Annotated in this window: 22 protein-coding genes, 5 tRNA genes and 2 pseudogenes; 18 read left to right on the top strand and 11 right to left on the bottom strand. The window is 44.6% G+C overall.

Features of this window, described 5'->3' with window-relative positions; genetic code table 11:
* Positions 1-83 precede the first annotated feature (83 nt).
* Genes PAV_RS04625 through PAV_RS04610 form a run of 4 tightly spaced genes read left to right on the top strand, consistent with a single transcriptional unit; the run spans position 84 to position 3,898 of the window.
* Positions 84-1,052 carry a GNAT family N-acetyltransferase gene (locus PAV_RS04625; protein WP_005543933.1) on the top strand — a complete coding sequence of 323 codons (969 nt, stop codon included), beginning with the start codon at positions 84-86 and terminating at the stop codon, positions 1,050-1,052.
* Between the two features lie 2 nt (positions 1,053-1,054).
* The gene (locus tag PAV_RS04620; protein ID WP_005543932.1) at positions 1,055-1,759 is read left to right on the top strand and encodes a PIG-L deacetylase family protein; all 705 of its coding nucleotides are present in this window, start codon (positions 1,055-1,057) and stop codon (positions 1,757-1,759) included.
* Positions 1,760-1,793: 34 nt separating this feature from the next.
* On the top strand, positions 1,794-2,936 hold the full coding sequence (locus PAV_RS04615; RefSeq protein WP_005543931.1) for an exo-beta-N-acetylmuramidase NamZ family protein: 1,143 nt from the start codon (positions 1,794-1,796) through the stop codon (positions 2,934-2,936).
* Positions 2,937-2,977: 41 nt separating this feature from the next.
* Positions 2,978-3,898 (top strand): N-acetylglucosamine kinase, encoded by a 921-nt coding sequence (locus PAV_RS04610; RefSeq protein WP_005543930.1) that lies wholly within the window; start codon positions 2,978-2,980, stop codon positions 3,896-3,898.
* Positions 3,899-4,181: 283 nt separating this feature from the next.
* Here PAV_RS04610 and PAV_RS04605 read toward each other — a convergent pair whose 3' ends face one another.
* Positions 4,182-4,925 carry a M50 family metallopeptidase gene (locus tag PAV_RS04605; RefSeq protein ID WP_005543929.1) on the bottom strand — a complete coding sequence of 248 codons (744 nt, stop codon included), beginning with the start codon at positions 4,923-4,925 and terminating at the stop codon, positions 4,182-4,184.
* 174 nt (positions 4,926-5,099) lie between these two features.
* Between PAV_RS04605 and PAV_RS04600 the strand changes: the two genes are divergently transcribed.
* The 5 genes and pseudogenes from PAV_RS04600 to PAV_RS04580 all read left to right on the top strand — a co-directional run bounded on the left by PAV_RS04600 (position 5,100) and on the right by PAV_RS04580 (position 11,159).
* Positions 5,100-6,281: an outer membrane lipoprotein-sorting protein gene (locus PAV_RS04600; RefSeq protein WP_005543928.1), complete on the top strand. Its 1,182-nt coding sequence runs from the start codon at positions 5,100-5,102 to the stop codon at positions 6,279-6,281.
* 232 nt (positions 6,282-6,513) lie between these two features.
* The gene (alr, locus tag PAV_RS04595; RefSeq protein ID WP_005543927.1) at positions 6,514-7,713 is read left to right on the top strand and encodes an alanine racemase; all 1,200 of its coding nucleotides are present in this window, start codon (positions 6,514-6,516) and stop codon (positions 7,711-7,713) included.
* Between the two features lie 264 nt (positions 7,714-7,977).
* Positions 7,978-8,259 (top strand): CopG family ribbon-helix-helix protein, encoded by a 282-nt coding sequence (locus tag PAV_RS04590; RefSeq protein ID WP_019422582.1) that lies wholly within the window; start codon positions 7,978-7,980, stop codon positions 8,257-8,259.
* A gap of 3 nt (positions 8,260-8,262) precedes the next feature.
* A pseudogene (locus PAV_RS04585) lies at positions 8,263-8,612 on the top strand (type II toxin-antitoxin system PemK/MazF family toxin).
* 318 nt (positions 8,613-8,930) lie between these two features.
* Positions 8,931-11,159 (top strand): Tex family protein, encoded by a 2,229-nt coding sequence (locus tag PAV_RS04580; protein ID WP_005543922.1) that lies wholly within the window; start codon positions 8,931-8,933, stop codon positions 11,157-11,159.
* Positions 11,160-11,359: 200 nt separating this feature from the next.
* Here PAV_RS04580 and cmpA read toward each other — a convergent pair whose 3' ends face one another.
* Entirely contained in the window at positions 11,360-11,479 is a 120-nt protein-coding gene (cmpA, locus tag PAV_RS34170) for a cortex morphogenetic protein CmpA (RefSeq protein ID WP_085981353.1), read from the bottom strand.
* 233 nt (positions 11,480-11,712) lie between these two features.
* Between cmpA and PAV_RS04575 the strand changes: the two genes are divergently transcribed.
* From PAV_RS04575 to PAV_RS04540, 8 genes are all read left to right on the top strand, one after another.
* Positions 11,713-12,195 (top strand): SprT family protein, encoded by a 483-nt coding sequence (locus PAV_RS04575; protein WP_040735450.1) that lies wholly within the window; start codon positions 11,713-11,715, stop codon positions 12,193-12,195.
* 87 nt (positions 12,196-12,282) lie between these two features.
* The gene (locus PAV_RS04570) at positions 12,283-13,116 is read left to right on the top strand and encodes a uroporphyrinogen-III synthase (protein WP_005543915.1); all 834 of its coding nucleotides are present in this window, start codon (positions 12,283-12,285) and stop codon (positions 13,114-13,116) included.
* Between the two features lie 76 nt (positions 13,117-13,192).
* Positions 13,193-13,268: transfer RNA gene (locus PAV_RS04565), tRNA-Asn, on the top strand.
* Positions 13,269-13,273: 5 nt separating this feature from the next.
* A tRNA-Ser gene (locus PAV_RS04560) sits at positions 13,274-13,362 on the top strand.
* Positions 13,363-13,692: 330 nt separating this feature from the next.
* The gene (mgtE, locus tag PAV_RS04555) at positions 13,693-15,075 is read left to right on the top strand and encodes a magnesium transporter (protein ID WP_051135077.1); all 1,383 of its coding nucleotides are present in this window, start codon (positions 13,693-13,695) and stop codon (positions 15,073-15,075) included.
* Positions 15,076-15,269: 194 nt separating this feature from the next.
* Positions 15,270-15,344, top strand: a tRNA-Glu gene (locus tag PAV_RS04550).
* A gap of 49 nt (positions 15,345-15,393) precedes the next feature.
* Positions 15,394-15,469: transfer RNA gene (locus PAV_RS04545), tRNA-Lys, on the top strand.
* Between the two features lie 49 nt (positions 15,470-15,518).
* Positions 15,519-15,604, top strand: a tRNA-Leu gene (locus PAV_RS04540).
* Between the two features lie 72 nt (positions 15,605-15,676).
* Here the strand turns inward: PAV_RS04540 and PAV_RS04535 are convergent.
* The 7 genes from PAV_RS04535 to PAV_RS37495 form a co-directional block, all read right to left on the bottom strand.
* Entirely contained in the window at positions 15,677-16,624 is a 948-nt protein-coding gene (locus PAV_RS04535) for a tyrosine-type recombinase/integrase (protein WP_238555740.1), read from the bottom strand.
* Positions 16,513-16,827, bottom strand: coding sequence for an Arm DNA-binding domain-containing protein (locus PAV_RS35880; protein WP_005543909.1), 315 nt, complete (start codon positions 16,825-16,827; stop codon positions 16,513-16,515). Before PAV_RS35880 ends, PAV_RS04535 begins: the two co-directional genes overlap by 112 nt.
* A 52-nt stretch (positions 16,828-16,879) precedes the next feature.
* On the bottom strand, positions 16,880-17,089 hold the full coding sequence (locus PAV_RS04530) for a helix-turn-helix domain-containing protein (RefSeq protein WP_005543908.1): 210 nt from the start codon (positions 17,087-17,089) through the stop codon (positions 16,880-16,882).
* A 39-nt stretch (positions 17,090-17,128) separates the two neighbouring features.
* Positions 17,129-17,515: a hypothetical protein gene (locus PAV_RS04525; protein ID WP_005543906.1), complete on the bottom strand. Its 387-nt coding sequence runs from the start codon at positions 17,513-17,515 to the stop codon at positions 17,129-17,131.
* 21 nt (positions 17,516-17,536) lie between these two features.
* Positions 17,537-17,710, bottom strand: coding sequence for a hypothetical protein (locus tag PAV_RS34465; RefSeq protein WP_005543905.1), 174 nt, complete (start codon positions 17,708-17,710; stop codon positions 17,537-17,539).
* A 20-nt stretch (positions 17,711-17,730) separates the two neighbouring features.
* Positions 17,731-18,600: a hypothetical protein gene (locus tag PAV_RS04520; RefSeq protein ID WP_005543903.1), complete on the bottom strand. Its 870-nt coding sequence runs from the start codon at positions 18,598-18,600 to the stop codon at positions 17,731-17,733.
* 407 nt (positions 18,601-19,007) lie between these two features.
* Entirely contained in the window at positions 19,008-19,196 is a 189-nt protein-coding gene (locus PAV_RS37495) for a helix-turn-helix domain-containing protein (protein ID WP_085981352.1), read from the bottom strand.
* Positions 19,197-19,375: 179 nt separating this feature from the next.
* Here PAV_RS37495 and PAV_RS33175 point away from each other — a divergent pair.
* Positions 19,376-19,666, top strand: a pseudogene (locus PAV_RS33175) (helix-turn-helix domain-containing protein); the annotation flags it as partial.
* Between the two features lie 323 nt (positions 19,667-19,989).
* On the opposite strand, the gene PAV_RS34460 reads toward PAV_RS33175, so the two are convergent.
* Positions 19,990-20,190, bottom strand: a complete 201-nt coding sequence (locus PAV_RS34460; RefSeq protein WP_005543900.1) for a hypothetical protein — start codon at positions 20,188-20,190, stop codon at positions 19,990-19,992.
* Positions 20,191-20,794: 604 nt separating this feature from the next.
* Positions 20,795-21,382: a chloramphenicol phosphotransferase CPT family protein gene (locus PAV_RS04515; RefSeq protein ID WP_005543899.1), complete on the bottom strand. Its 588-nt coding sequence runs from the start codon at positions 21,380-21,382 to the stop codon at positions 20,795-20,797.
* Positions 21,383-21,868 lie beyond the last annotated feature (486 nt).

Genomic DNA, 21,868 nt, shown 5'->3' with positions numbered 1-21,868 from the left:
CTGGATTATAGTCTCCTGCAATCTATTCCTGAACCTTCATCGCTGCGATGAAGGTTTAATGTTTAAATGGAGGTCCTGCGATCATGCTTGTCACATGGGATAACAAATATAGGGAAGACGTTATTGCATTATGGAATGAAGAGGCAGTTCGCGATGGATATAAAGAGCTTACTGTAGTGAGTTTCCAGGACATCTTTCGTTCTAACCCTTACTTCGATTCCGCGAACACATTCGTTCTACTTGATGATGAAGGCAGTATGCAAGGCTTTGCCTGCGGTTGTACTGGGGATGACTTGCCGCTTGGCGATACAGCCGGATATATCACATGCGTTGTATTGTCCCGCAAATGCAGTTCAGACGATCATTACAAGCAACTGCTGGACGCGGTAGAGCATCGTTTTCGTGAGCTTGGGAAGAAGCAGGCAGATATCCTGTTCTTCAACCCGATGAAGCTGCCTTGGTATATTCCAAATACGCTGCATCATGAGCATAACAATGCGCCGGGAGTACCCATCGGCAGTGAATTCCATCAATTTCTGCTGCGGCAAGGCTACATGGAACGAGCTGTTCAACAAGCGATGTATCTGCCTTTGGCTGAGTTCGAAATCCCTGAGCAAATCGTTACTAAGGAGCAAGCGGCAGTGGCAGATGGTTATACCGTCGGTTTGTATGATCGGGTACGTCATAATGGGATCGCAGCCATGCTGAATGAGCTGAACAACCCGCTGTGGCGCAAGGAGATTGGGCAAGCAACTGCGGATGGTGTTCCCGTAGTGATTGCAGCGCATCAAGGCCAAGCAGTTGGCTTCGCAGGTCCAGTCATTCGCCAGAAGAGCGGTCGGGGATATTTTGCTGGCATTGGCGTGAGTCCCCATCATAAAGGACATGGACTTGGCACCATTTTATTCTTCAAGCTTTGTGAAGCATTCCGCAGCATTGGGACGGAATACATGTCGTTATTCACAGGAAGCACCAACCCCGCGCTTCGCATTTACGAGAAGGCGGGATTCCAGACCGTCAAACAATTTTCAATCATGAGAAGGGAGTTGTAGGTATGAGCGAGCAGCAACGAACGATTTTAGCAATTGGTGGTCATGTGGGAGATATGGAGTTGACGGCGGGTGGTGTATTGGCAAGCCACGCACTCAAGGGCGACCGCATTGTAACCTTGGCTTTGACAGCAGGGGAACGAGGGGTTCCGGCCGGACAGAATATGGCGGAATATCGCGAGCAGAAGGTGAATGAGGCGAAGGCGTTCGCGGAAATGCTGGGCGGTGAAGCGATAGTATTCGATATTCCAGATGGCGAGCTGAAGGACAATGAAGAAATGCGTCTGAGAGTTTGCGACGTTATTCGTCAGATGTGTCCGAACATCATTATTACGCATTTTAAAAACAGCATGCACAAGGATCATATGACGACCCATCGCATCGTGAATGATGCGCGCTTCTTCGCTGGGCTGGCATCGTTCGAGCGGGAACTTCCCGCATTCTTCGCTTCTACACTCTATTATGCAGAAAATTGGGAAGATGCGGTTGATTATAAGCCATATGTATACGTCGATTTCTCGCAGGAGGCTTATGATCTGTGGATCAAGGCAGTTTCCCTGCATTGGTTCGTGACAGGCAGCAAATCATTCCCGTATCTGGAATACTACAAGCATTTGGCGCGGGTACGCGGTATTGAGGCTCGGAAGCAATATGCGGAGACGTTTATGGTTCCAGCAGAAACGATGTGCATACGGAAATCGGAATTGTAAATTGACTAGTAATCGCACATATAAGGAGGCACCTATGATCCGCAACGGTATTGATTGTATTGGAGAATATTCTGAAATATTCAAAGGCAAACGCGTCGGCCTTATTACCTCCCCAACAGGATTGAACAATCAATTTGAATCCACAATTCAAATTTTACATGACAACTTCAACCTAGTGGCGATGTTCTCGCCAGAGCATGGGGTTCGCGGTGATCTAGCGGCAGGGGCACAGGTTGAGACCTATACAGATCCATTTACAGGCGTGCCTGTATATAGCTTATATCGCAAAGATTCCAAGCGTCTCAGTCAGGAGATGCTGGACGAAGTCGACTTGGTCGTCTACGATATACAGGATGTTGGCGTACGCTATTATACGTTCATATACACGATGCTCTATGCGTTGGAAGACTGCGCGAAGGCAGGCAAAGAGTTCGTCGTATTGGATCGAATCAATCCGCTTGACGGTAATACAGTAGAAGGAAATATTCTGAAGGCGGGCTTTCAGTCGTTTGTTGGTAATTATCCATTGTGCGTTCGTTATGGCTTGACTGCAGGCGAGGTTGCCCTGATGGCGAACGAGCAGATGAACTGGAACGCCAAACTGCATGTCGTTCGCTGTGATGGCTGGGAGCGGTCGATGCAGTTCCCGAATACAGGAAGAACATGGGTTATGCCATCTTTAGGGCTGCCGCGCTATGATTCAGCACTTCTCTATCCAGGTACATGTGTATTTGAGGGGACGAACATATCGGAAGGCCGAGGTACAACAGCGCCATTTGAAATCATCGGGGCGCCGTTCATTGAGGCAGAAAAGCTGGCAGATGAAATGAACCGCCAGAAGCTGCCGGGCGTTATTTTCCGGCCTGTTTATTTCAAGCCGTCCTTTTCGAAGTTCGAAGGCGAGCAGTGCGGCGGGGTGCAAATTCATGTGCTCGACAATCGCGCGGTTCAGTCATTTGAAGCTGGCGTTAAACTAATGTTCACGATTAAGAACAACTATGAGCAGTTTGCCTTTTTGCCGCCAGTGAAGGAGAATTCCAGGCCTTTCATCGATTTGCTCTGCGGAGACAAGCTGTATCGAGAGGAATCTTTGGATGTACCAGCGATGCTCGAGCAATTCCGTGAGGAAAGTCGGGAATTTACGATGCTGAAGCAGCAGTATCATTTATATAAATAGAGAACAGTTTTTACAAGGAAGATGAAGGATGTGAGAGTACGTTGACATACGTAGCAGGCTTAGACGGCGGCGGTACGAAGACAGCAGTAATGATTGCGGATGATCGAGGAACGGCGGTGCATGCCTTTACATCTGGAGCTATTAATATTAATGGTCAGGATGAAGCGAGTGTACGTGCAAGTCTGCAAGAAATATTCGAGACGATCGCAAGCGTATGCGGCGGGCTTGGGAACTGTGCGCAGGTGTGCATCGGAGCAGCCGGAGTCAGCAATCCGACAGTCGTAACTCGGCTCGAAGCCATTGTCCGCGATTGCGGATATGAAGGCGGACTCATCATTACCGGCGACCAAGAGACGGCATTGTACGGCGCCCATAACCGTGAATATGGCATCATTCTCATTGCAGGCACGGGATCTATTTGCTATGGGAGAAATGAAGCGGGTCAGTCTCATCGCGCTGGCGGCTATGGCCATCTCATTGATGATGAGGGCAGCGGCTACAGCATCGGACGTGACTTGTTATCCATCGTTGTACGGGCGTACGACGGGCGCATACCTGCAACGCCGATTACAGATAGGGTAATGGAGCAGTTGGGGATTGAATCGATGCAGCAATTAATTCGATTCGTATACGACAAGCAGACAAATAAGAAGGATATTGCAGCTCTTGCTCCGATACTATCGCAGGCATGTGAGCTAGGCGATTCTGCAGCTCTAGAGATTGCTCGTAAGGCGGCAAGCTCTCTCTGTGAGCTTGTTATCCCGGTGGTAGAGAAGCTGTCTCTACAGTCAGGGACGGTCGCCATGGCAGGAAGCGTGCTGCTGAAGAACAGCAATGTGCGAGATGCTTTCGTAAACATACTAAAAGAACGTTATCCGAATATGGATTGCATTACACCGAAGAAGGATGCTGCGCATGGCGCAGTAATGATGGCATTATCCAAGCTTGCGGCCTGCTCCTAGGAGGGTGAGCTTATTAGAAATGCAACATATGCAATCGTATCAAAATCGCGGTGAATCGTGTCTTCTATTAATGAGAGGATGCAAGCAGCTGCGATTTTCTATTGTTGTATGTGGCAATGTGGACGCGGCGGGGAACCACCGTGCTGTTCGTTCAGCTAATTTCAAGAAAGATCCAAAATATTATATGTAAACAGAACGGTCAGGCAGCAATTTAATGAAAGAAAGGAGCTTTCCTGCATCGAGTTCTACTCATGCTTGGAAGCTCCTTTCTGATTGAAATAGATTACATGCTTCCTTTTCGTGTGCCGCGGAATAAGATGCTCATGGACCATCTGGCACACCATAACGATATAGCGGCAAACAGCAGTGCCCACACAATGGCTGGAATGTAGGTGACATGGCTGAGATTGGCGGCATCTCCTGCCCCATTCGGCATTCTTATGGACAAGAAGACCAGATATACGGAGCTGATGACCGATTCCACGAGACAGATGAACGCGATTAGCAAATAGTAGCCGCTTCTAAGCCATGGGGGAGCGAACTGCCAGATGAGGCCTGTCAGTGCAACGAAGCCTGCGCACCACATCATGCCATACCCATTGCGAACGAACAGAATTAGGCTGATTAGCGCTAAGGATGCAATTGCGATAAGCCCCGCGGCCTCCTGCTTACGAGCATGCAAATAGAACAGCAGTACAGCAAATAACGAAGCGCCGATGTAGCCGGCGAGCGATATCGGAATCGCCTTCAATGTTGACGTATATGCGGAATAGGTAACACCGCTTTGATTGCTGAATAAATGAATGTACATCACTTTACCAGAGAGTACAAGCGTAACGAGTGCATGAGACAGCTCATGAATTAACGTATCTACATTGCGAAAGAAGCTTGAGAACGGTATAAACCGGGTCAAGCAAGCGGTAGCAGCAATAAATAAGATGACTTTTGTCCAAGAACGTATGGCAATCCCTTCTCCCTGAATCTTCAATTGATCCTGCATGATTTTCTTCTCTTTATCCTCCTTCATGATATTCGACGCCTGATTCTGTATTCCTTGAACCGCAAACGGAAATTTCATGTAGATAACTTGTCACGCTTGTCATGCTAGTCTGCATAATCGGTCAAGTTCCCACATAGACATGTTATCAGTGATGAGGAGTACACCGAATCGAAGAATATTGATGTCAGAGGGGATGATCTCATGCGTCGGATCACATGGGTATTGGCCATCGTGATGAGCGTAGCGATCCTAGTAGCTGGTTGCGGCAAAAAGGATGCGTCTGCGGTGGTTCAAGATCTGGACAAGGTAATGAGCAAATTGGAAAGCTATGCAGGCATCGGCACGATGACGCTGCACTCAGGGCAGCAGCCGCTTGAATACCGGGTTGAGGTATGGTATCAAAACCCGTCGTACTACCGGATCGAGCTGAAAAATGAAAAGAAGGATATTACGCAAATTGTACTCCGCAACAAAGAGGGCGTCTTCGTTTTGACACCAAGCTTGAATAAAATTTTCCGCTTCCAAAGCGATTGGCCGGAAAATCAAGGCCAGGTATATCTGTATCAAACGTTAGTACGCAGCATCCTGTCCGATAACGCGCGTCAATTTACTGCAGATGGAGATAACTATGTATTCGAAGTGGCCGCCAATTACCAGACGGATTCTCTTGTTCGCCAGAAAATATGGCTGAGCAAGGACAGTTATGCACCGAAGCAAGTACAGGTGACGGATTCGGAAGCCAAGGTTGTCGTGGAAATGAAATTCAATCAATTCGACTTCAGCAAGAAGTTCGATCAGGATTCCTTTGATATGCAGCGCAATATGACGAGTATGAAAAATTCCTCGCTTCCAGACACGACTGTAGACGCAACAAAGATTCCGGATGGAAATACAAAGGAAACGACTGCGAAAGTGGATGATTCTAAACAGCAGCCTCAACAGCCTGGAGATGAGCCTTCATCTGGGACGACAGATGGAACAGGTTCGGAAACGACAGGTTCTGATGCAGGAGCGAGTGATCGCAGCAATGATGAGGCTGAGCTTGGTCCGTTCGGTATTATTGAGCCATCTTATTTACCGGAAGGGGTAACAAAGAAGGATGAACCTGCAATTCCGGACAGTAAGGAGCACGCTGTTGCCATTCGATATTCAGGAACTTACAACTTCACGATTATGGAATCCCGTCCGAAGGATATGGAAACCGGTATGCCAATTGGCGAAGGTCTCAACCTTGGCTTTACGGTTGGACAGCTGTCAGGCGAGGAGCAAAAGGCTCTCACATGGATGTATGACGGCGTCAAATACCGCATCGTAAGCAGCGATCTCCCGGCATCTGAAATGGTAAAAATAGCACAATCCATGGTTGACCAGCCAGGAAAATAGGCGAATGTATTGAGGTGCGCGGTCCGTATTCTAATTGATGGAATAGGGGCCGCGTTCATGCGTATCGGCCATTGCAGCAGAGGAATCGGATGATTCTGACTAGACAAGTGTTTATTTCCTTAGAAAAGGGTGGTAATCGCCGTCTGCATTGGTTGACAGTCTTCCGAACGGCAAGTAACATAGGATATTGACGATTGAACGGGAGAAACGAGAGACGGTGAGGGTGGTTGACTTGGAGACGTATTTTCGCCCGACGCGCGCAGAAATTTCATTAGACGCATTGCGCCGGAACTTGCAAGCATTCCGCAGCACAGTACCTGCTTCTACAAAGCTTAGCGTATGTGTGAAGGCAAATGCATATGGACATGGTGCGGTAGAAGTTTCTCGTGCCGCAGAACAATTTGGTGTTGATTATTTGAATGTGGCATTTATGGAGGAAGCGATTCAACTGCGCAAGGCAGGCATCCATACGCCGATATTGATACTTGGATATACGCCGCCCGAAGCAATCGAAGCGGCATTCAGGTATGGTATAAGCTTGAATATATTCTCCGAAGAATGTATCCAAATGCTGGAGCAGCATGCAGCAACATGGTCGGTGAAATATGATGACCGTAAATTGAAGGTTCACGTCAAGGTCGACTCCGGCATGGGTCGCTTAGGCATTCGCAATCCAGAGGATGTTGTCCAAGTGATAAATCGGCTGAGAGCGATTCATGGTGTCGAGGTAGAAGGGGTATTTACTCACTTCGCGACAGCGGATGAGGCAGATAAGTCGTATGCGCAAGTACAGCGCGATCGTTTTGCCTTGGTTATTAATTTATTGAAGGAACACGAAATTCCAGTTCCGATCATTCATTCTAGCAACAGTGCAGCCACCATTGATATGCCGAATTGGGGCGACAATATGGTGCGTGTAGGTATTAGTATGTACGGTCTGTACCCATCCGCTGAGGTGAATCAGAAGTATATTGCACTGGAGCCGGTGCTTAGCTTGAAAAGTGCTGTCAGCCACTGCAAAGAAGTCCCTGAGAAAGAGGGAATCAGCTATGGAGTGAATTACTGGACGAAGCAAGGGGAATGGATTGCAACGATGCCAGTCGGCTACGCGGATGGTTATTCACGCTTGCTGCAGCGCAAAGCCTTGATGCTGATTCGTGGGCAGCGAGTTCCTGTTGTGGGCAATATTTGCATGGATCAATGCATGCTGTCCTTGCTGTCTTTAGGTCAAGAGGCATCTACAATTGAAGCCGGCGAGGAAGTTGTGCTTATTGGCCGTCAGGGTGAAGGCTGTATATCAGCAGATGAGGTAGCGGAATGGTTTGGCACGATACACTATGAGGTGACATGCATGATTGCACATCGTGTACCGCGCGTATATATTGAAAATGGTCAGGTTGTGAAGGTGTCGAATCCGCTCCTTATCGGATAGATACAGCCGATTGCAGAGCTGTATATCCAATGATTCGGCATATGGAACCATTTACCGCGAAACTTTTTGCGGAACTTGAAGGATTTTGGTGTATCAAGGGCGAATGAAATGGAGAGGCTCTCTGTGGATGATTATAGAGATGAACATGTTGCAGGCTGCAACATACTTCGTCTGCATTGGGCATATATATTCTTTTGTATAAATTTTCTACGGAATCGACATAATGGTAACTAGGCAGGAAAGGTTTTGGGGGTGCGAGGACAGGTGGCTAATATTCAGAACACCAAACGGATCATGATCAGCTTGCCCGACCAATTATTACAAGAAGTGGACGGCATCGTCGCTATGGAGAAATCCAATCGGAGCGAGTTCATCCGACAAGCGATGAAATTATATTTAAACGAACGCAAGAAGCGGCACATTCGTGAATCGATGCAGCGCGGTTATATGGAAATGGCTAAAATCAATCTCACAATGGCATCGGAGGCTTTTTATGCGGAAGAAGATGCGGATGGCACTCTCGGCCGTTTGGTTAGCGGGGTGTAAACATTGATTGTGAAGCGCGGCGACGTTTTTTTGCGGATTTATCGCCCGTCGTTGGATCGGAACAGGGAGGAGTTCGACCTGTCCTCGTCATACAGAACGATATTGGCAACCGATTTAGTCCAACGGTGATCGTTGCGGCGATTACAGCCCAGATCCAGAAGGCGAAATTGCCGACCCATGTCGAGATTGATGCGGAAACCCACGGCTTTGATCGTGATTCGGTCATATTGCTGGAACAGATTCGTACGATCGATAAGCAGCGTTTGACAGATAAGATAACGCACTTAGATGAGGAAACGATGCGCAAGGTTGATGAAGGGTTGCAGATTAGTGTAGGCTTGATTGATTTCTAACATCTATAGTCGGAATGAGTGAAGGACGGGGATTACCTCGTTCTTTTTTGCTTTGCTTGGAAGATATCCTAATAAGAAGATATTCTAACTGGAGGATATGGTGAAAAGTGAACTTGTGCAGCGGAACGGGGGAATTGGCCGATGCAAGCTTTGCTCTGGAAAATAGGGCTCATTTTTGCGACAATAGAAGAAGCAGAATGAACAAACACACTCGAGAACAGGAATGTAGGACGAGTTCCATTCCGGCGATACATATATATCTGGATGTGTCTTGCAAGAGATTAAGGGCAGATTCAGATTGCAGAGAGGATGTAACGAATGACAGGACAAGATACCGTTATCGATATTACTGCATTGGAACCCTTGCTTGAACAGATGGCTGCGGAACAGCCGAAGCGGCTGCGCAAGCAATTGGTTCAAGAATTAGCGCTTAGCCCGAAACAGGTAGACGCTACGATTAGTTTGCTTGATGAAGGCAATACGATTCCGTTCATCGCCCGCTACCGTAAGGAAATGACAGGTGAACTGGATGAAAATCAGCTTCGCTCGCTCGAAGAGCGGCTTGGATATGTCCGTGGGCTGGAGGATCGCAAGCGTGAGGTGCTGCGGCTTATTGCAGAGCAGGGCAAGCTATCGGCTGACCTACAGCAAGCGGTTGTCAGTGCTTCTAAGCTGCAAGAGGTCGAAGACTTATACCGTCCATACCGCCAGAAGCGGAAGACGCGGGCGAGTGTAGCGAAGGAACGAGGATTGGAGCCACTAGCGAGCTGGATTATGACATTTCCGAAGCAGGGCAGTGCGTTAGCTGAAGCAGCAGCTTATGTGAATGAAGAAGCCGGTGTTCCGACACCGGAGGATGCAGTTCAAGGCGCACTTGATATCATTGCGGAAATGATTGGTGATGAACCCAATGTAAGAGTTTGGGTGCGCAAATTCACATTTGACCAAGGCGTGGTTCGTACGGAAGCGAAGGATAAGGATCAGGAATCGGTATACGAGATGTACTATGACTATACAGAGCCGGTTCGGAAGCTGCCTTCACATCGGATATTGGCCATTAATCGCGGTGAGCGCGAAGATATATTGAAAGTGTCATTAGATGTGCCTGTGGAGCAGGTATTGGCTTTTATGGAGCGGAAAGTCATACAGCGGGACTCTGTCGTGACCTCGTTGTTGAAGACGACAATTGAGGATGCATATAAGCGTCTTATTGCACCGTCAATTGAGCGTGATGTTCGTAATGAGTTGACTGATAAAGCGGAGGAGCAAGCAATTCAAGTGTTTGCACAGAACTTGCGAAGCCTGCTGCTGCAGCCTCCAGTGAAGGGAAAGACTGTTTTGGGTGTTGATCCCGCCTTCCGGACAGGATGCAAGCTGTGTGTCGTGGATGATACCGGCAAGCTACTGGAGGTGGCTGTGACTTATCCAACTGCCCCTCACCACAAGACAGCCGAAGCTGAACAGATATTCAGCCGACTTGCAGACAAATACGGGGTAGAGCTAGTCGTGATTGGAAACGGAACCGCGTCTCGTGAAACCGAGCAATTTGTCGCGAATTGGATGAAGTCTCGTCCAGGCGGAGGAGCGGGGATACAATATGTTATCGTCAATGAAGCTGGTGCGAGTGTGTACTCAGCCTCTAAGCTGGCTCAGGAAGAATTCCCGGCGCTGGATGTTGCGGAGCGAAGCGCTGTCTCCATTGCTCGCCGCATGCAGGATCCGCTTGCAGAACTCGTTAAGATTGAGCCTAAAGCGATTGGTGTAGGCCAATATCAACATGATGTAGCGCCTAAGCGGCTTGAAGAAAGCTTGGGGGCAGTCGTGGAATCGGCGGTTAACCATGTCGGTGTCGATGTAAATACAGCTTCACCGTCCCTGCTGTCTTATGTATCTGGCATTAATGCGACACTGGCTAAGAATATTGTGAAGTATCGGGAAGAGAACGGGAAGTTCACGGTTCGCAAGCAGTTGCAGAAAGTGCCGCGCTTGGGGCCGAAGGCATTTGAGCAATGTGTAGGATTTCTACGTATTCCGGATGGCGATCTTCCGCTTGATAGGACGCCGATTCACCCCGAGTCGTATGGTGTAGTCGATCGTCTGTTCGCGCTTACCGGGCTCCGAGCAGAAGACATTGGCACGCCTGCGCTTTCTCAAGCGCTAAGTGGGGCGAATGTAGAAGAACTGGCGGAGAAGCTGGAGGTTGGTATCCCTACCTTGAAAGATATTATTGACAGCTTATTGCGGCCAGGACGCGATCCGCGCGAGGAGCTGGCGCCTCCTATATTCCGCACAGACGTGCTGCAAATCGAGGATTTGAAGCCGGGGATGGAGTTGAAGGGAACGGTTCGCAATGTCATTGATTTTGGCGCGTTCGTCGATATCGGCATCAAAAATGATGGGCTTGTACATATTTCACAGCTTAGCGACCGCTATGTAAAGCATCCGCTGGATGTTGTGTCTGTTGGCGACAACGTTACAGTATGGGTACTTCAAGTGGACACGAAGAAGGGCCGTGTCGGTCTTACGATGAAGGGGCCGCAGCAATAAACAGACAGACATCACAGCATTGCAATGAAGTATATATTGGTAACAACATGATGATTAGCCCCCGATGAGAGAAATAGGACAGTATCAGCTTTTGCAAGCAGACGTCGTTTTGTACTCGATCGGGGGTTTTTGCATATAGGCGATGGTAGGTTTAGGGCTTGGCTTTCTGTTTCGGCAAGTTACGTAAAGAACGGAGCCATCTACATATGCGTACGCGGCTTCGAACGGTAAAAAAACCAACACTCATTCAACAGTTTAATTTGACGGCGATCCTTCTTATTGAAGGCGCGCATTAACTGGTTGCATAACCATTGCGGCATGAGTATCCCTCCTTCGACCGGGACGAGAGATTCGTCGTTGTAACGCTATCTTATGGGCGAAGGCCACGTTTGGTGCAGGTCCGCAATTTGCACCTAGGATGTCATGCTTCGGTCTTCTTGTTGTGGAGCACCTCCATTCTCGATACAATGTAGGCATACCCCGAAGCAAATTATAGATTTTAGCTAGCTTAGGAACGATACAGATGATCGGCAAGCTGAAAGGGAGAATGGAGATGACAGATGAGAAGCTGCAAGCATGGGTTGAACTCATATCGCTTCGTGATTTTGGGAAACCCTTTCGGCATAAGGCGCGTTACAATTCGCGCTTGAAATCAACAGGAGGCCGTTACTTGCTGCGTACGCACGATATTGAGATTAATCCAAAGCAGCTGGAGCAAAATGGCACAGATGAGGTAGAACGTATTATTAAGCATGAGTTGTGCCACTATCATTTGCATATTGAAGGGAAAGGGTACAAGCACCGGGATGCAGACTTTCGCCAACTGCTGCAAGCGGTAGGTGGCTCAAGATTTTGCAAATCGCTTCCGGATGTTGAACGCAGGCGTCAAGCCCCTTATCGATACCGACTGGAATGTGTGCAGTGTGGACAGGCTTATATGCGCAAGCGGAAGGTTGATATTCGCAAGTATGTATGTGGTCGATGTCATGGCAAGCTGAGGCTGCAGCCTCTCACGGAACAAGCGAAGAAGCGGTAATCGAGGTATATAGACCTATAATGCGATCGGAAGGTTGAATGACTTGTGGATTCATAATACAGATTCAGATTCTGAGGAGGTATTGCCGTGCCGAAATGTGAGGGAAAAGTAATTGCACTTACAGGACCACGCAAAGCGGAGGAAATGTCTTTGCTTGTTGTCAAGCAAGGAGGAACGCCGCTCGTTCGACCGACGCAGGGGACGATATTCGAACAGTTTGAGCATTTAGCTGCTGAAGTGGATAAGCTGCTGGAGTCTCCAATACAATGGGCAATCTGGACGACCGGCATGGGGCTTGATAAGCTGCTGGAGGCTGCGCGTGAAGCCAAGAAGGAAGAGGCATTTCTAGCTAAAATGAGGCAAATTCAGCATGCTGCCCGCGGTTATAAGACCGTTAATGCACTGAAGCGGCTTGGGATCGTGCCTGACGTGCGCGACGATGACGGATCTACGGTCGGGTTGGTACGAGCGATGACTGCACATGGAGTAGAGCAATGGCATGATTCATGCGTTGCACTGCAGCTTCATGGCGATCCTGCACCTCTGCTTAATGAATTTCTACATCATGCGGGCGCACAACCCATAGAATTGATGCCTTACCGTCATATTCCGCCGGATGAAGCGGTGTTGAAGCAGTTCGCCTCGGAGCTGCTGGAGGGTCGGATTGATGCAGTTGCTATCACGAGTGCTCCTCAAATTCGTTTCCTGTTCGCCTATGCGAAGGAAGCGGGGATCGCTGATAAGCTCCGCCAAGTGTTTCAAGAGCGGACCTTGCTGGCTATGGTGGGCAAAGTGACAGCAGCAGCGGCAGCAGATGAGGGGATAACACGTATGTTAGTTCCAGAGGAAGAGCGAATGGGCGCTTTAATCGTAGCCTTATCTCGCTGGTTTGATTCAAATGTACGGAGTGTAAATCCTTAATTTAAGATATAGATGCTATAATTTTTTATTATGTGTTGACAGGTTACTGAATTCATGATAAATTAATACATGTCATTCCCTGATAGCTCAGTTGGTAGAGCACTCGACTGTTAATCGAGTTGTCACAGGTTCGAGTCCTGTTCGGGGAGCCATTTCTGGAGAGGTACCCAAGAGGCCGAAGGGGGCGCTTTGCTAAAGCGTTAGGGTGTAACAGCCGCGAGGGTTCGAATCCCTCTCTCTCCGCCATAATGGTACAGACAAGATCCCGTAAGGGATTTTTTGTTTTATAATACCTAAATTGAATCGTTGAATTGATATGTATAAAGGCAAGGAATAAACGTGAATATTCACGTTTATTCCTTGCTTTTTTTCATACACTATTAAGGCTATGGGAGTGCGCAGATGAACCAATCATGTTTCGGTCGATGAGCGGAGCGTTTATTGTAGTTAATAGCGGATGAGGTGCATCCGATCGAATAACACCATATACGGCTTGAGGTTGTGGGGGGTGAGGTAATGGCAAACAAACGAATGGGTAACAAACGTAATAAACAAGCTTGGGATGAAAAGAAAAATATGAAGCCTGATTCGGGAAAAGAGAAGGATTCAGCATCGTATGATATTGATGAGATCATAGATGAAGCAGCACGCATTTTGCAAGGATCTGTTGATGAAGTGAAATATGCGCTGCGTTATTGGCACCCGTATGACTTGGCGGTTGTCTATCGCCATGTGGATTTGTCACAGCGCTCGCGGCTGCTTGAGGCACTTGATGTCGGCCAGCTAACCGAGATGATTCGTGAATTGACTCCGGAGCTTCAATTGGAAGCGTTCCAGATGCTCGGCCGTCAGCGTGCGGCAGATGTATTGAACCGGATGGACAATGACGACTTGGCGGACATGATGGCTGCGGTAAGTGTAGAAGAGCAGGAATTCCTGTTGTCGCTTATGGAGCGTGAGGAGAGCGACACTGTACGCCGTCTGATGACCTATGAGCCGGAAACAGCCGGCGGTTTGATGACGAACCGCTATGTTTGGTTCTATGAGCGTTATACAGTGCGTGAAGCGGTCGAAAAGGTAAAAGCGTTCTCGGAGATGACAAAGAACGTCCACTATCTATATGTGGTTAATGAGCAAAAACAGCTTGTCGGCACGCTGACCTATCGCGAGCTGGTACTGGCGCCTGAGACAGACACGATTCAATCGCTTATGAATGAGAAGGTTATCTCTGTCACCGTGGATACGGATCAGGAAGAAGTGGCGAGACTTTTCGAGCAATATGACTTCTTGTCGATGCCTGTTGTAGATCCGGATGATAAGTTGCTCGGGATTGTAACCGTTGATGACGTCATTGATGTTTTGCGTGAAGAAGCGCATGAAGATATTAATAAGTTGTCCGCGACCGATAAGACGATCGATTTCCGCACGAATCCACTCACTGCGGCCAGGCGTCGGCTTCCCTGGCTTATCATGCTACTGTTTCTGGGTCTTGTGTCAGGAAGCATTATTAGTTGGTTTGAAGGGACACTGCAGAAGGTTGTCGCATTGACTTTCTTTATGCCGATGATTGCGGGGATGACAGGGAATACGGGAACTCAATCGCTGGCGGTCGTAATTCGGGGACTTGCCTCCGAGCATTTAGATAAGGGGACAGTTACGAGGCTGTTGTGGCGTGAGCTGTTTGTTGGTCTTATTATTGGAACCGTCTGTGGTTCGGCTGTTGCGCTAGTAGCGGGGATATGGCAGGGAAGCTTATCGCTTGGACTTGTTGTGGGCTGCTCATTATTTCTGACGGTCATTATCGGTACAATGGCGGGAACCGTCATTCCTATCTTGTTGTACCGACTGAAGTTGGATCCAGCTGTGGCGTCAGGGCCGCTTATTACAACATTGAATGATATCTTTTCACTGACTGTATATTTCGGAACAGCTACCTTGTTTTTGTCATATTTACTTTAAAAAAATGGGAACAGTAAAAGGGTGACCAGCTTCCCTTTTGCTCTTAGAAATAAGCTGCAAAACCCAGCAAAAATCATACCTAAATGTGGTAATAAAATTTTTTGAAAAAAGGCTTGTCAACGGTCGTATCGTTTGATATACTCTTAATTGTCGCCGAGAGGTGATGAGAAAAAAGTAAGAAACAATAACGATATGGCCCGTTGGTCAAGGGGTTAAGACACCTCCCTTTCACGGAGGTAACAGGGGTTCGAATCCCCTACGGGTCACCACTTCAATCTTGTTGGAGTGACATGGCGAACAGCAATGTTCTTGCACCATGAGCCATTAGCTCAGTTGGTAGAGCACCTGACTTTTAATCAGGGTGTCGAAGGTTCGAGTCCTTCATGGCTCACCAGTTTTATTCCTCGGTTGAGATGTCGGTAGACATCCTTCCCAAAATACGTGCGGTAGTGGTGGAATGGCAGACACGCTATCTTGAGGGGGTAGTGGGCGTACGCCCGTGGAGGTTCGAGTCCTCTCTACCGCACCAAATTAACTAATAGCAATCCCTTACGTAGTAAGGGATTTTTTAGTATTCAATTACTTGTTGTACAATTATCTCTTACGGATTTGATTTACTGGTCACGAAATGGTCACCATTAGTTTTTCTAAATAAAGCATTCGCAAGTTCGTTAGCTGCTTCTTCTTGCATATTAGGCATAAGGTGAGAATACGTATCCAACGTCATCTGGATAGATGAATGTCCTAATCGCTCAGAAACGATTTTAGGATGAATATTTTGCATCAATAACAATGAAGCATGGGTATGCCTAAGGTCATGAAATGTAATACTACTAAGATTAGTTTTAAGCAAAATTCTACGAAAAGCCTTTACTAAATCTCTTGGAGTTAGTTGATTCCCTGTAGATGTACAGATAACCAAGTCTTTATCCGTATAAATTCCGTTAGCTTCAGCATGTTTTTTCTCGAGTTCGTTAATTGTTCGATGTTTAGCAAGCTCTTCGCATGTAACGGCATCTATTGTTATAGAACGTACACCAGCCCTTGTTTTAGCTCCTACGTTAAACTCCTTTCCATCGTGACTCAAAGTTTGACGAATATATACCTTACCATTATCAAGATCTACATCTTGCCACCTTAAACCAAGAATTTCTCCTTGGCGCATCCCAGTCATTATTGCCAGGTAAAATGCAATGTAATATCGACTTTGTTTCGCTGCTTCTAGAAATTGATTTACTTCGTTAATACTCCAAACACTTAGTTCTTTTCTTTTAACTTTAGGTTTATCAACCAGAGCAGCTACATTCTTTTGTATGAGTTGCATTTTTTCCGCTTTATTCAACGAAGTATTGGTTATATTGTAAATTCTTTTAACAGTTGATGAAGCAAGGCCTTTTTCTAACAATCTTCCTATCATGTTCTGGATGTCATGTGCAGTTAATTTAGATAACTGCACATGGCCAATTTCCGGAATAATATGATTGTTAATAAAGGATAAGTTTGCTTTTGCGGTTTCTCGTCCAATAGTATGTTTTTTGCATTCATCCATTCAATAAGATAGTCTTGCACTAGCATTGATGTAGGCTTTACAAATGTGCCTGTTAATATGGCATTCTGAGCTTCTATAAGAGCTTTCTGGGCTTCTTTCTTAGTAGGGAATCCTCTGCGCTTCTGCTGCTTCCTTTTGCCGTTCTCATAGCGTTCGAGGACGTAATACCATGTAGTTCCTTCTTTCCTTACTGATCCTGCCATTACTTTCTCCTTATTATTGATGTGAGAAATAGAATATATAAATGCGCTTAATTTATGTTGTACTGACTTCATTATCATTTTCGATACCAATTAGCCATCGGACAAAGACATCTTTGGCTATTTTAATACGTTTTCCAACACGAACAGTGTGGAATTCTCCTGAGTTTACTAACTCATAAGACTGTCTTCTTCCAATGCCAAGTATTCGTTGAATATCAACGACATCAAGTACTGGTGGGAATTTCTCTAAAGAGGTATCCATTGTATTCTCCTTTCATATTGAAATCGTTATTAGATTTGATTAATATTCATCACTTTGAAGGATATTAATTAGCTCAGCAGCTTCAGGATGTTCTTTTTGCTTGATCTCCTTGATGTACTCTTCAATAACACTCAGATATCTAAAGTCATCATCTTGCAATGTAAGCCATAGTTGAGCAAATTCAATACTTACACCTAAAGAATTTAAAATCGGAAGAATTATTTTTTCTGCACCATGTTGCTCTGTCGAAGCCTCATCAAAATCGATGCTTCGAAGTAGAAGCAAAACAGCATTTAAAATGATTTGATTTAAAGGTTGTTCATTGTTTTGTCCTTGAAGGAAAACGGTGACCAGACCTTCTCCGGTTTCGATATCATTTTCTTCCAATTTGAAATAATTAACTTTTCTTTCGAGTGAAATTTTCATGGATCATACCTCTTTCATAATTTATTTGTTCATGAATTCGTGTCGACGACGTTCTTTTTCAACTTCAAATGTTTTGTCCTTGCTAATAAGCTTTAATTCAAACCATGAATTTAATAATTCAGTTGTCTCTTCAATATTGTTGTGATCACTTACTGAAGCAATGGACATCATTAATCCGGCTGCTTGGTCTAGCAATCTCTGAATATTTCCTTCCTTTATTTTTTTCTGATAAGTGGAGAAGGCTGATAATCCATACCTGCTTGTTGAACTAATCGCCACTTTCTTTTAACTTTCATACGAGTTACATTTTGATCTGTTCGTGATCTTAATGACAGCCAATTTTCAGTTAAATAGCTCCACAACTCATTTTGTTTTTGAAGAAAGTCTTCACAAGATGTGATTCCAAGTTCTTTTAATGCGGGTCTTCTTATCTGGAATTCGACTCTCCATACTTCATTATTTTTATCCCAGTCATGTTCTAACCAAATTTGATGGAACCACACCTTTCCTGATTTATTTATCTCTAGAGACTTATTGTATATCCTAGCTAGAAGTGGGTTACCTCTGCCGACAGTTAAGCCACTAAAAACTCGTCCTTCTATGTATTCTTCATTTACAAAGTGTTCAGTTTTGCATTTTGCACGAGTGACTAAGTTTTTTACGTCATTCTGCACAAATCGTATTTCATCAGAATCAACGCAAGTGTCAATTCGAGACAATTTATTCTTGGTTACTCGAACCGAAAAACAACTAAACCAATCCATAAATTTTGATAAAGCGTCCTGTAAACCAAATGACCAGAGGTAACTAGATAAAAATCTAACATGTACTGGTGCATTATTCGGCATTTCTTTGTCCATAAACGCAATCAAGAAATCTTTACAAGTTAAGCGGTAAGCATAAAACTTTTGCCCAGTTGGATGAATAGCAAATTCTATATCACCAATTCGAATAGATTGTTCTTTCCTATTTATTTGAGCCTCTTCCTTAAGCTTCTTAAAAGTTTCTAAGAATGGTTCTATGGCTAACTCATAACGATCGATTTCTAAACCAAATTCTAGACTGTCAATTCCTCTTAACAACAAGGGGTGGGGACTCCTTTCGATGTAATTTGCACCCAGCATGTTATATAGATGCTGGGTGACGTCGGACTTAGTCCAACGCCTCAGCCTAGACATGGAGCCTCTGCAAGATATGCGGGACAGGCTTATCGGCCATGCCACGGAGTGGCCTGTCCGCTAAAACAGCCTTGCATATCTTGCCCCTCCATATCTAGGCCAAGCCGGGCGTCGCTATCGCTCCTTCCCGGTATCGGCTACGCTTTTCAAGCTACGCCGAAGCTCTGATATTTGTCGGAGTAGTCTTTTTTCTTGTTGAATTTGGATGGCTCTTGTTTTCGATAAATTGTTGAAATAATTTTCGAAATCATTGATACTTTGTAGTAGCTGCTTATGAGGAATAGAAAAACCTCCTTTATAACGGAATCCGTTAGTTATTGTTCAAAAAAAATGGTCACATCTACACCTAATATTTTTGAAATCGCAAGAATTCTATCTGCAGACATTCGAACACTTCCATTTTCGAGATGTCTATAACCTTGCAGTGAGAGACCTAGTTTTTTCGCCATGTACGTTTTGGATAGGTTTCTTTCTTCACGAATCTGTTTTAATTTTTCTAAAATAGATTCACCGCCCTTTAAATAATATAACGGAATCCGTTAGTTATATATTATCTTGCTTTCTTTTATATTACAAGAGTGAAATAGTAATTATTGTGTGAAATTTAATAATGAGGTGGTTAAATGATCCCACAAGTTGGTCTTGGTGTTGGTGCTAGAATAAAAAAGTATCGCAAAGAAAAAAACTTACTCAGAAACAGCTTGCTGAAATGATCAATGTGTCAACACAGGTTATTTCTAATTGGGAACGTGACTATAGCTCCCCGAATTCGAATGACATTTCTAATTTAAGTAAAGCACTTGGTTGTTCTTCGGATATGATTTTATTCGGATATGATTTAGTTGAACTATCAAAAAATATTATCGTTTTTTATGGAACTAGTATTAGCCTTGATAGTTTATTAAAAACCCAAGAGTATGATGTTGCATATAATGATCGGGTTCTTAGTGAAAAGGAAAAACAAAAATCTTAAAGGTGATAGATGAAATGTTGAGTAAAAACAATGAGTAATACGTATTTATCAAGTCATATTAATAAAAATTTTGATTAATAATACCTGCTCTAATAGGGTGGGTATTATTAAGTGAATGACGAAATTGTTAGAGGTTTCTGATTGAGTATATTTGGAATCCTAATTCAGTCATTTGAAAAATGTTTAAATCATAACTTTCACTTAATGAGGCTATCTTAGTACCAATAACCTTTTTTAAGAAACCAGGTAAAACACATATAGTTTGTCCAGATAATACCCAAGATAAGTGATAACAACCACTCCAATGAGGGATAACGACCACTCTATACATGGATTACACCTTGATTCACTAAAGTTGATTGCTGAAGAAGTTGCAATAATCCTCTTCTACAATCAATACAAAACCATATTTCACCTCTGCAATGTCCTTCTAAAACTAGCTCCCAGACATCATTTAAATCTTTATGACAAACACTGCAATAAGGCTCGTATTCTTCAAAATCCTCTAATGATTTTATGTACATGGCTGGACTCCTTTTATCATGTTATGGTCACGGTTTCGGTCACTTATTATAAATAATGCACGGAAACAAGAGGTAACGGGGAATGCGTATTTCCTTGTTTTACAGCACCTTAGAAAACACTAGGTAACATCAGGAACCTTCTGCACTTTCTTGAGGGGGTAGTGGGCGTACGCCCGTGGAGGTTCGAGTCCTCTCTACCGCACCATAATCTAAGAGCTACAAACCCTTGATACATATAAGGGTTTTTTTGTTTGTCTAAGAAGAAATGCGGCTAATCACATACCGCTACGATCTTATATTTTTTACGTTTCAGATTCGAGTGTCAGAAGAAAATAAAGATTTAGACTAGGAAAATAAAGTATTTGACTACGTGTCTTATTCCATGCGACTTTAGAATTGTATACCACCAGACTCCATAAAATAAGTTTTAGACTGACCTGAGAAATTGGAACAGCGACAGCTTAGGACGAGAAAATAAAGTCCTAGACTGTCGCTGTTGCATTGAACTAACGTGTCCCGTTGCTTAATTCCGAAATCCCTCGGGCAGGCCGAGGGGCGATAGCCCCAAGGCTTGAATATGGGTGTTATCTAATGGATACGGCATCTAGGAAACACTAACATTTCTTTTACTTAATTTCTTAAATACCGAGTATTCCTGATTGGACTTAATAAAACTTAATATCTTTTCGGCACATTCTATTGGATTCATCTCTTCAGTATTTACTTCGAGGTCATATTCATCTATGCAATATACTTTGCTGAACTGTGAAGCTGCTAGTCCAATTTTTTTATCTCCTCTTGTTTGCTCTCTTCTTATGAGCTCTTCTTTCGAGCATATTACACCTATAAATAATGTAGGCTGATCGAAAAATAGATCAAGACATTCATTAAACGACTTGTCATTGTCGATTACAGTATCTACTATTACATTCAATCCCATTTCTGAAAACAATTTAATTGTCGAATAGTACATTGAGGTTAAGGGATCAGACATTATTTGTGCGATAACTTGCTCATCTACTTCTCTTGTAGGTTCAATATCTGAAAATTTATTATTAAAAAAATCCCTGACAAAATCATCTATTGATAAATGATGAAAAAGAATCTCTTTCTGATTTAACAGTTCAATAGAAATACTAGTCTTTCCTGAACTAGAAGTTCCGTTCATCAACACAATAATTCCTTGCTTCAAACGAATCACCCTCACATATAAGATTTGCGTATCTTTCAGATAACGTTATATTAACAAAGTTCACAAAATTATCCAACCCAGAAAATATTAAAAAATGACTCCGTATAAATACGAAGCCACCCTATTAGATAAGACTTTCATCGGTCAAAATTTTCAAACTATAAAAACCTAAGAAATAAAAACTACTCCTAAGTAGATGCCGCAGGTTCTGTTTCACTTCACATTTCCTCTTCTGTAATTTGTTGTAGTGCTGTCTGCATTTCTTCCTGTTGCTCCAATACCGTCCCTATTGCAAAAAATAAAACTGCTGACGCAGCTCCACTAACCCACCATACCAAAGCTGGTATAAATTCGAACCTTCCACCGAGCTTTTCGAAAACACTCCCTGCTTCATACCCTATTAATATGCAACACAGAATAACGCCAATACCCAACATTCTTAATAACATAGCGATACACTGTTCACCCCTAGTTATGATATATGCA

Origin of the sequence: Paenibacillus alvei DSM 29 (assembly GCF_000293805.1) — a bacterium.
Classification (GTDB): Bacteria; Bacillota; Bacilli; order Paenibacillales; family Paenibacillaceae; genus Paenibacillus_B; species Paenibacillus_B alvei.
The sequence above is the reverse complement of the archived record's forward strand: the minus strand, read 5'-3'. Positions and strand labels throughout refer to the sequence as shown.

What these genes read in the sequence shown, in the direction of transcription:
- PAV_RS04625 (WP_005543933.1), top strand. Translation starts at nt 84, where the DNA reads ATGCTTGTCACATGGGATAACAAATATAGGGAAGACGTTATTGCATTA.
- PAV_RS04620 (WP_005543932.1), top strand. Translation starts at nt 1,055, where the DNA reads ATGAGCGAGCAGCAACGAACGATTTTAGCAATTGGTGGTCATGTGGGA.
- PAV_RS04615 (WP_005543931.1), top strand. Translation starts at nt 1,794, where the DNA reads ATGATCCGCAACGGTATTGATTGTATTGGAGAATATTCTGAAATATTC.
- PAV_RS04605 (WP_005543929.1), bottom strand. Translation starts at nt 4,925, where the DNA reads ATGAAGGAGGATAAAGAGAAGAAAATCATGCAGGATCAATTGAAGATT.
- PAV_RS04600 (WP_005543928.1), top strand. Translation starts at nt 5,100, where the DNA reads ATGCGTCGGATCACATGGGTATTGGCCATCGTGATGAGCGTAGCGATC.
- PAV_RS04580 (WP_005543922.1), top strand. Translation starts at nt 8,931, where the DNA reads ATGACAGGACAAGATACCGTTATCGATATTACTGCATTGGAACCCTTG.
- cmpA (WP_085981353.1), bottom strand. Translation starts at nt 11,479, where the DNA reads ATGCCGCAATGGTTATGCAACCAGTTAATGCGCGCCTTCAATAAGAAG.
- PAV_RS04575 (WP_040735450.1), top strand. Translation starts at nt 11,713, where the DNA reads ATGACAGATGAGAAGCTGCAAGCATGGGTTGAACTCATATCGCTTCGT.
- mgtE (WP_051135077.1), top strand. Translation starts at nt 13,693, where the DNA reads ATGAAGCCTGATTCGGGAAAAGAGAAGGATTCAGCATCGTATGATATT.
- PAV_RS04535 (WP_238555740.1), bottom strand. Translation starts at nt 16,624, where the DNA reads ATGGATGAATGCAAAAAACATACTATTGGACGAGAAACCGCAAAAGCA.
- PAV_RS35880 (WP_005543909.1), bottom strand. Translation starts at nt 16,827, where the DNA reads ATGGCAGGATCAGTAAGGAAAGAAGGAACTACATGGTATTACGTCCTC.
- PAV_RS04530 (WP_005543908.1), bottom strand. Translation starts at nt 17,089, where the DNA reads ATGGATACCTCTTTAGAGAAATTCCCACCAGTACTTGATGTCGTTGAT.
- PAV_RS04525 (WP_005543906.1), bottom strand. Translation starts at nt 17,515, where the DNA reads ATGAAAATTTCACTCGAAAGAAAAGTTAATTATTTCAAATTGGAAGAA.
- PAV_RS34460 (WP_005543900.1), bottom strand. Translation starts at nt 20,190, where the DNA reads ATGTACATAAAATCATTAGAGGATTTTGAAGAATACGAGCCTTATTGC.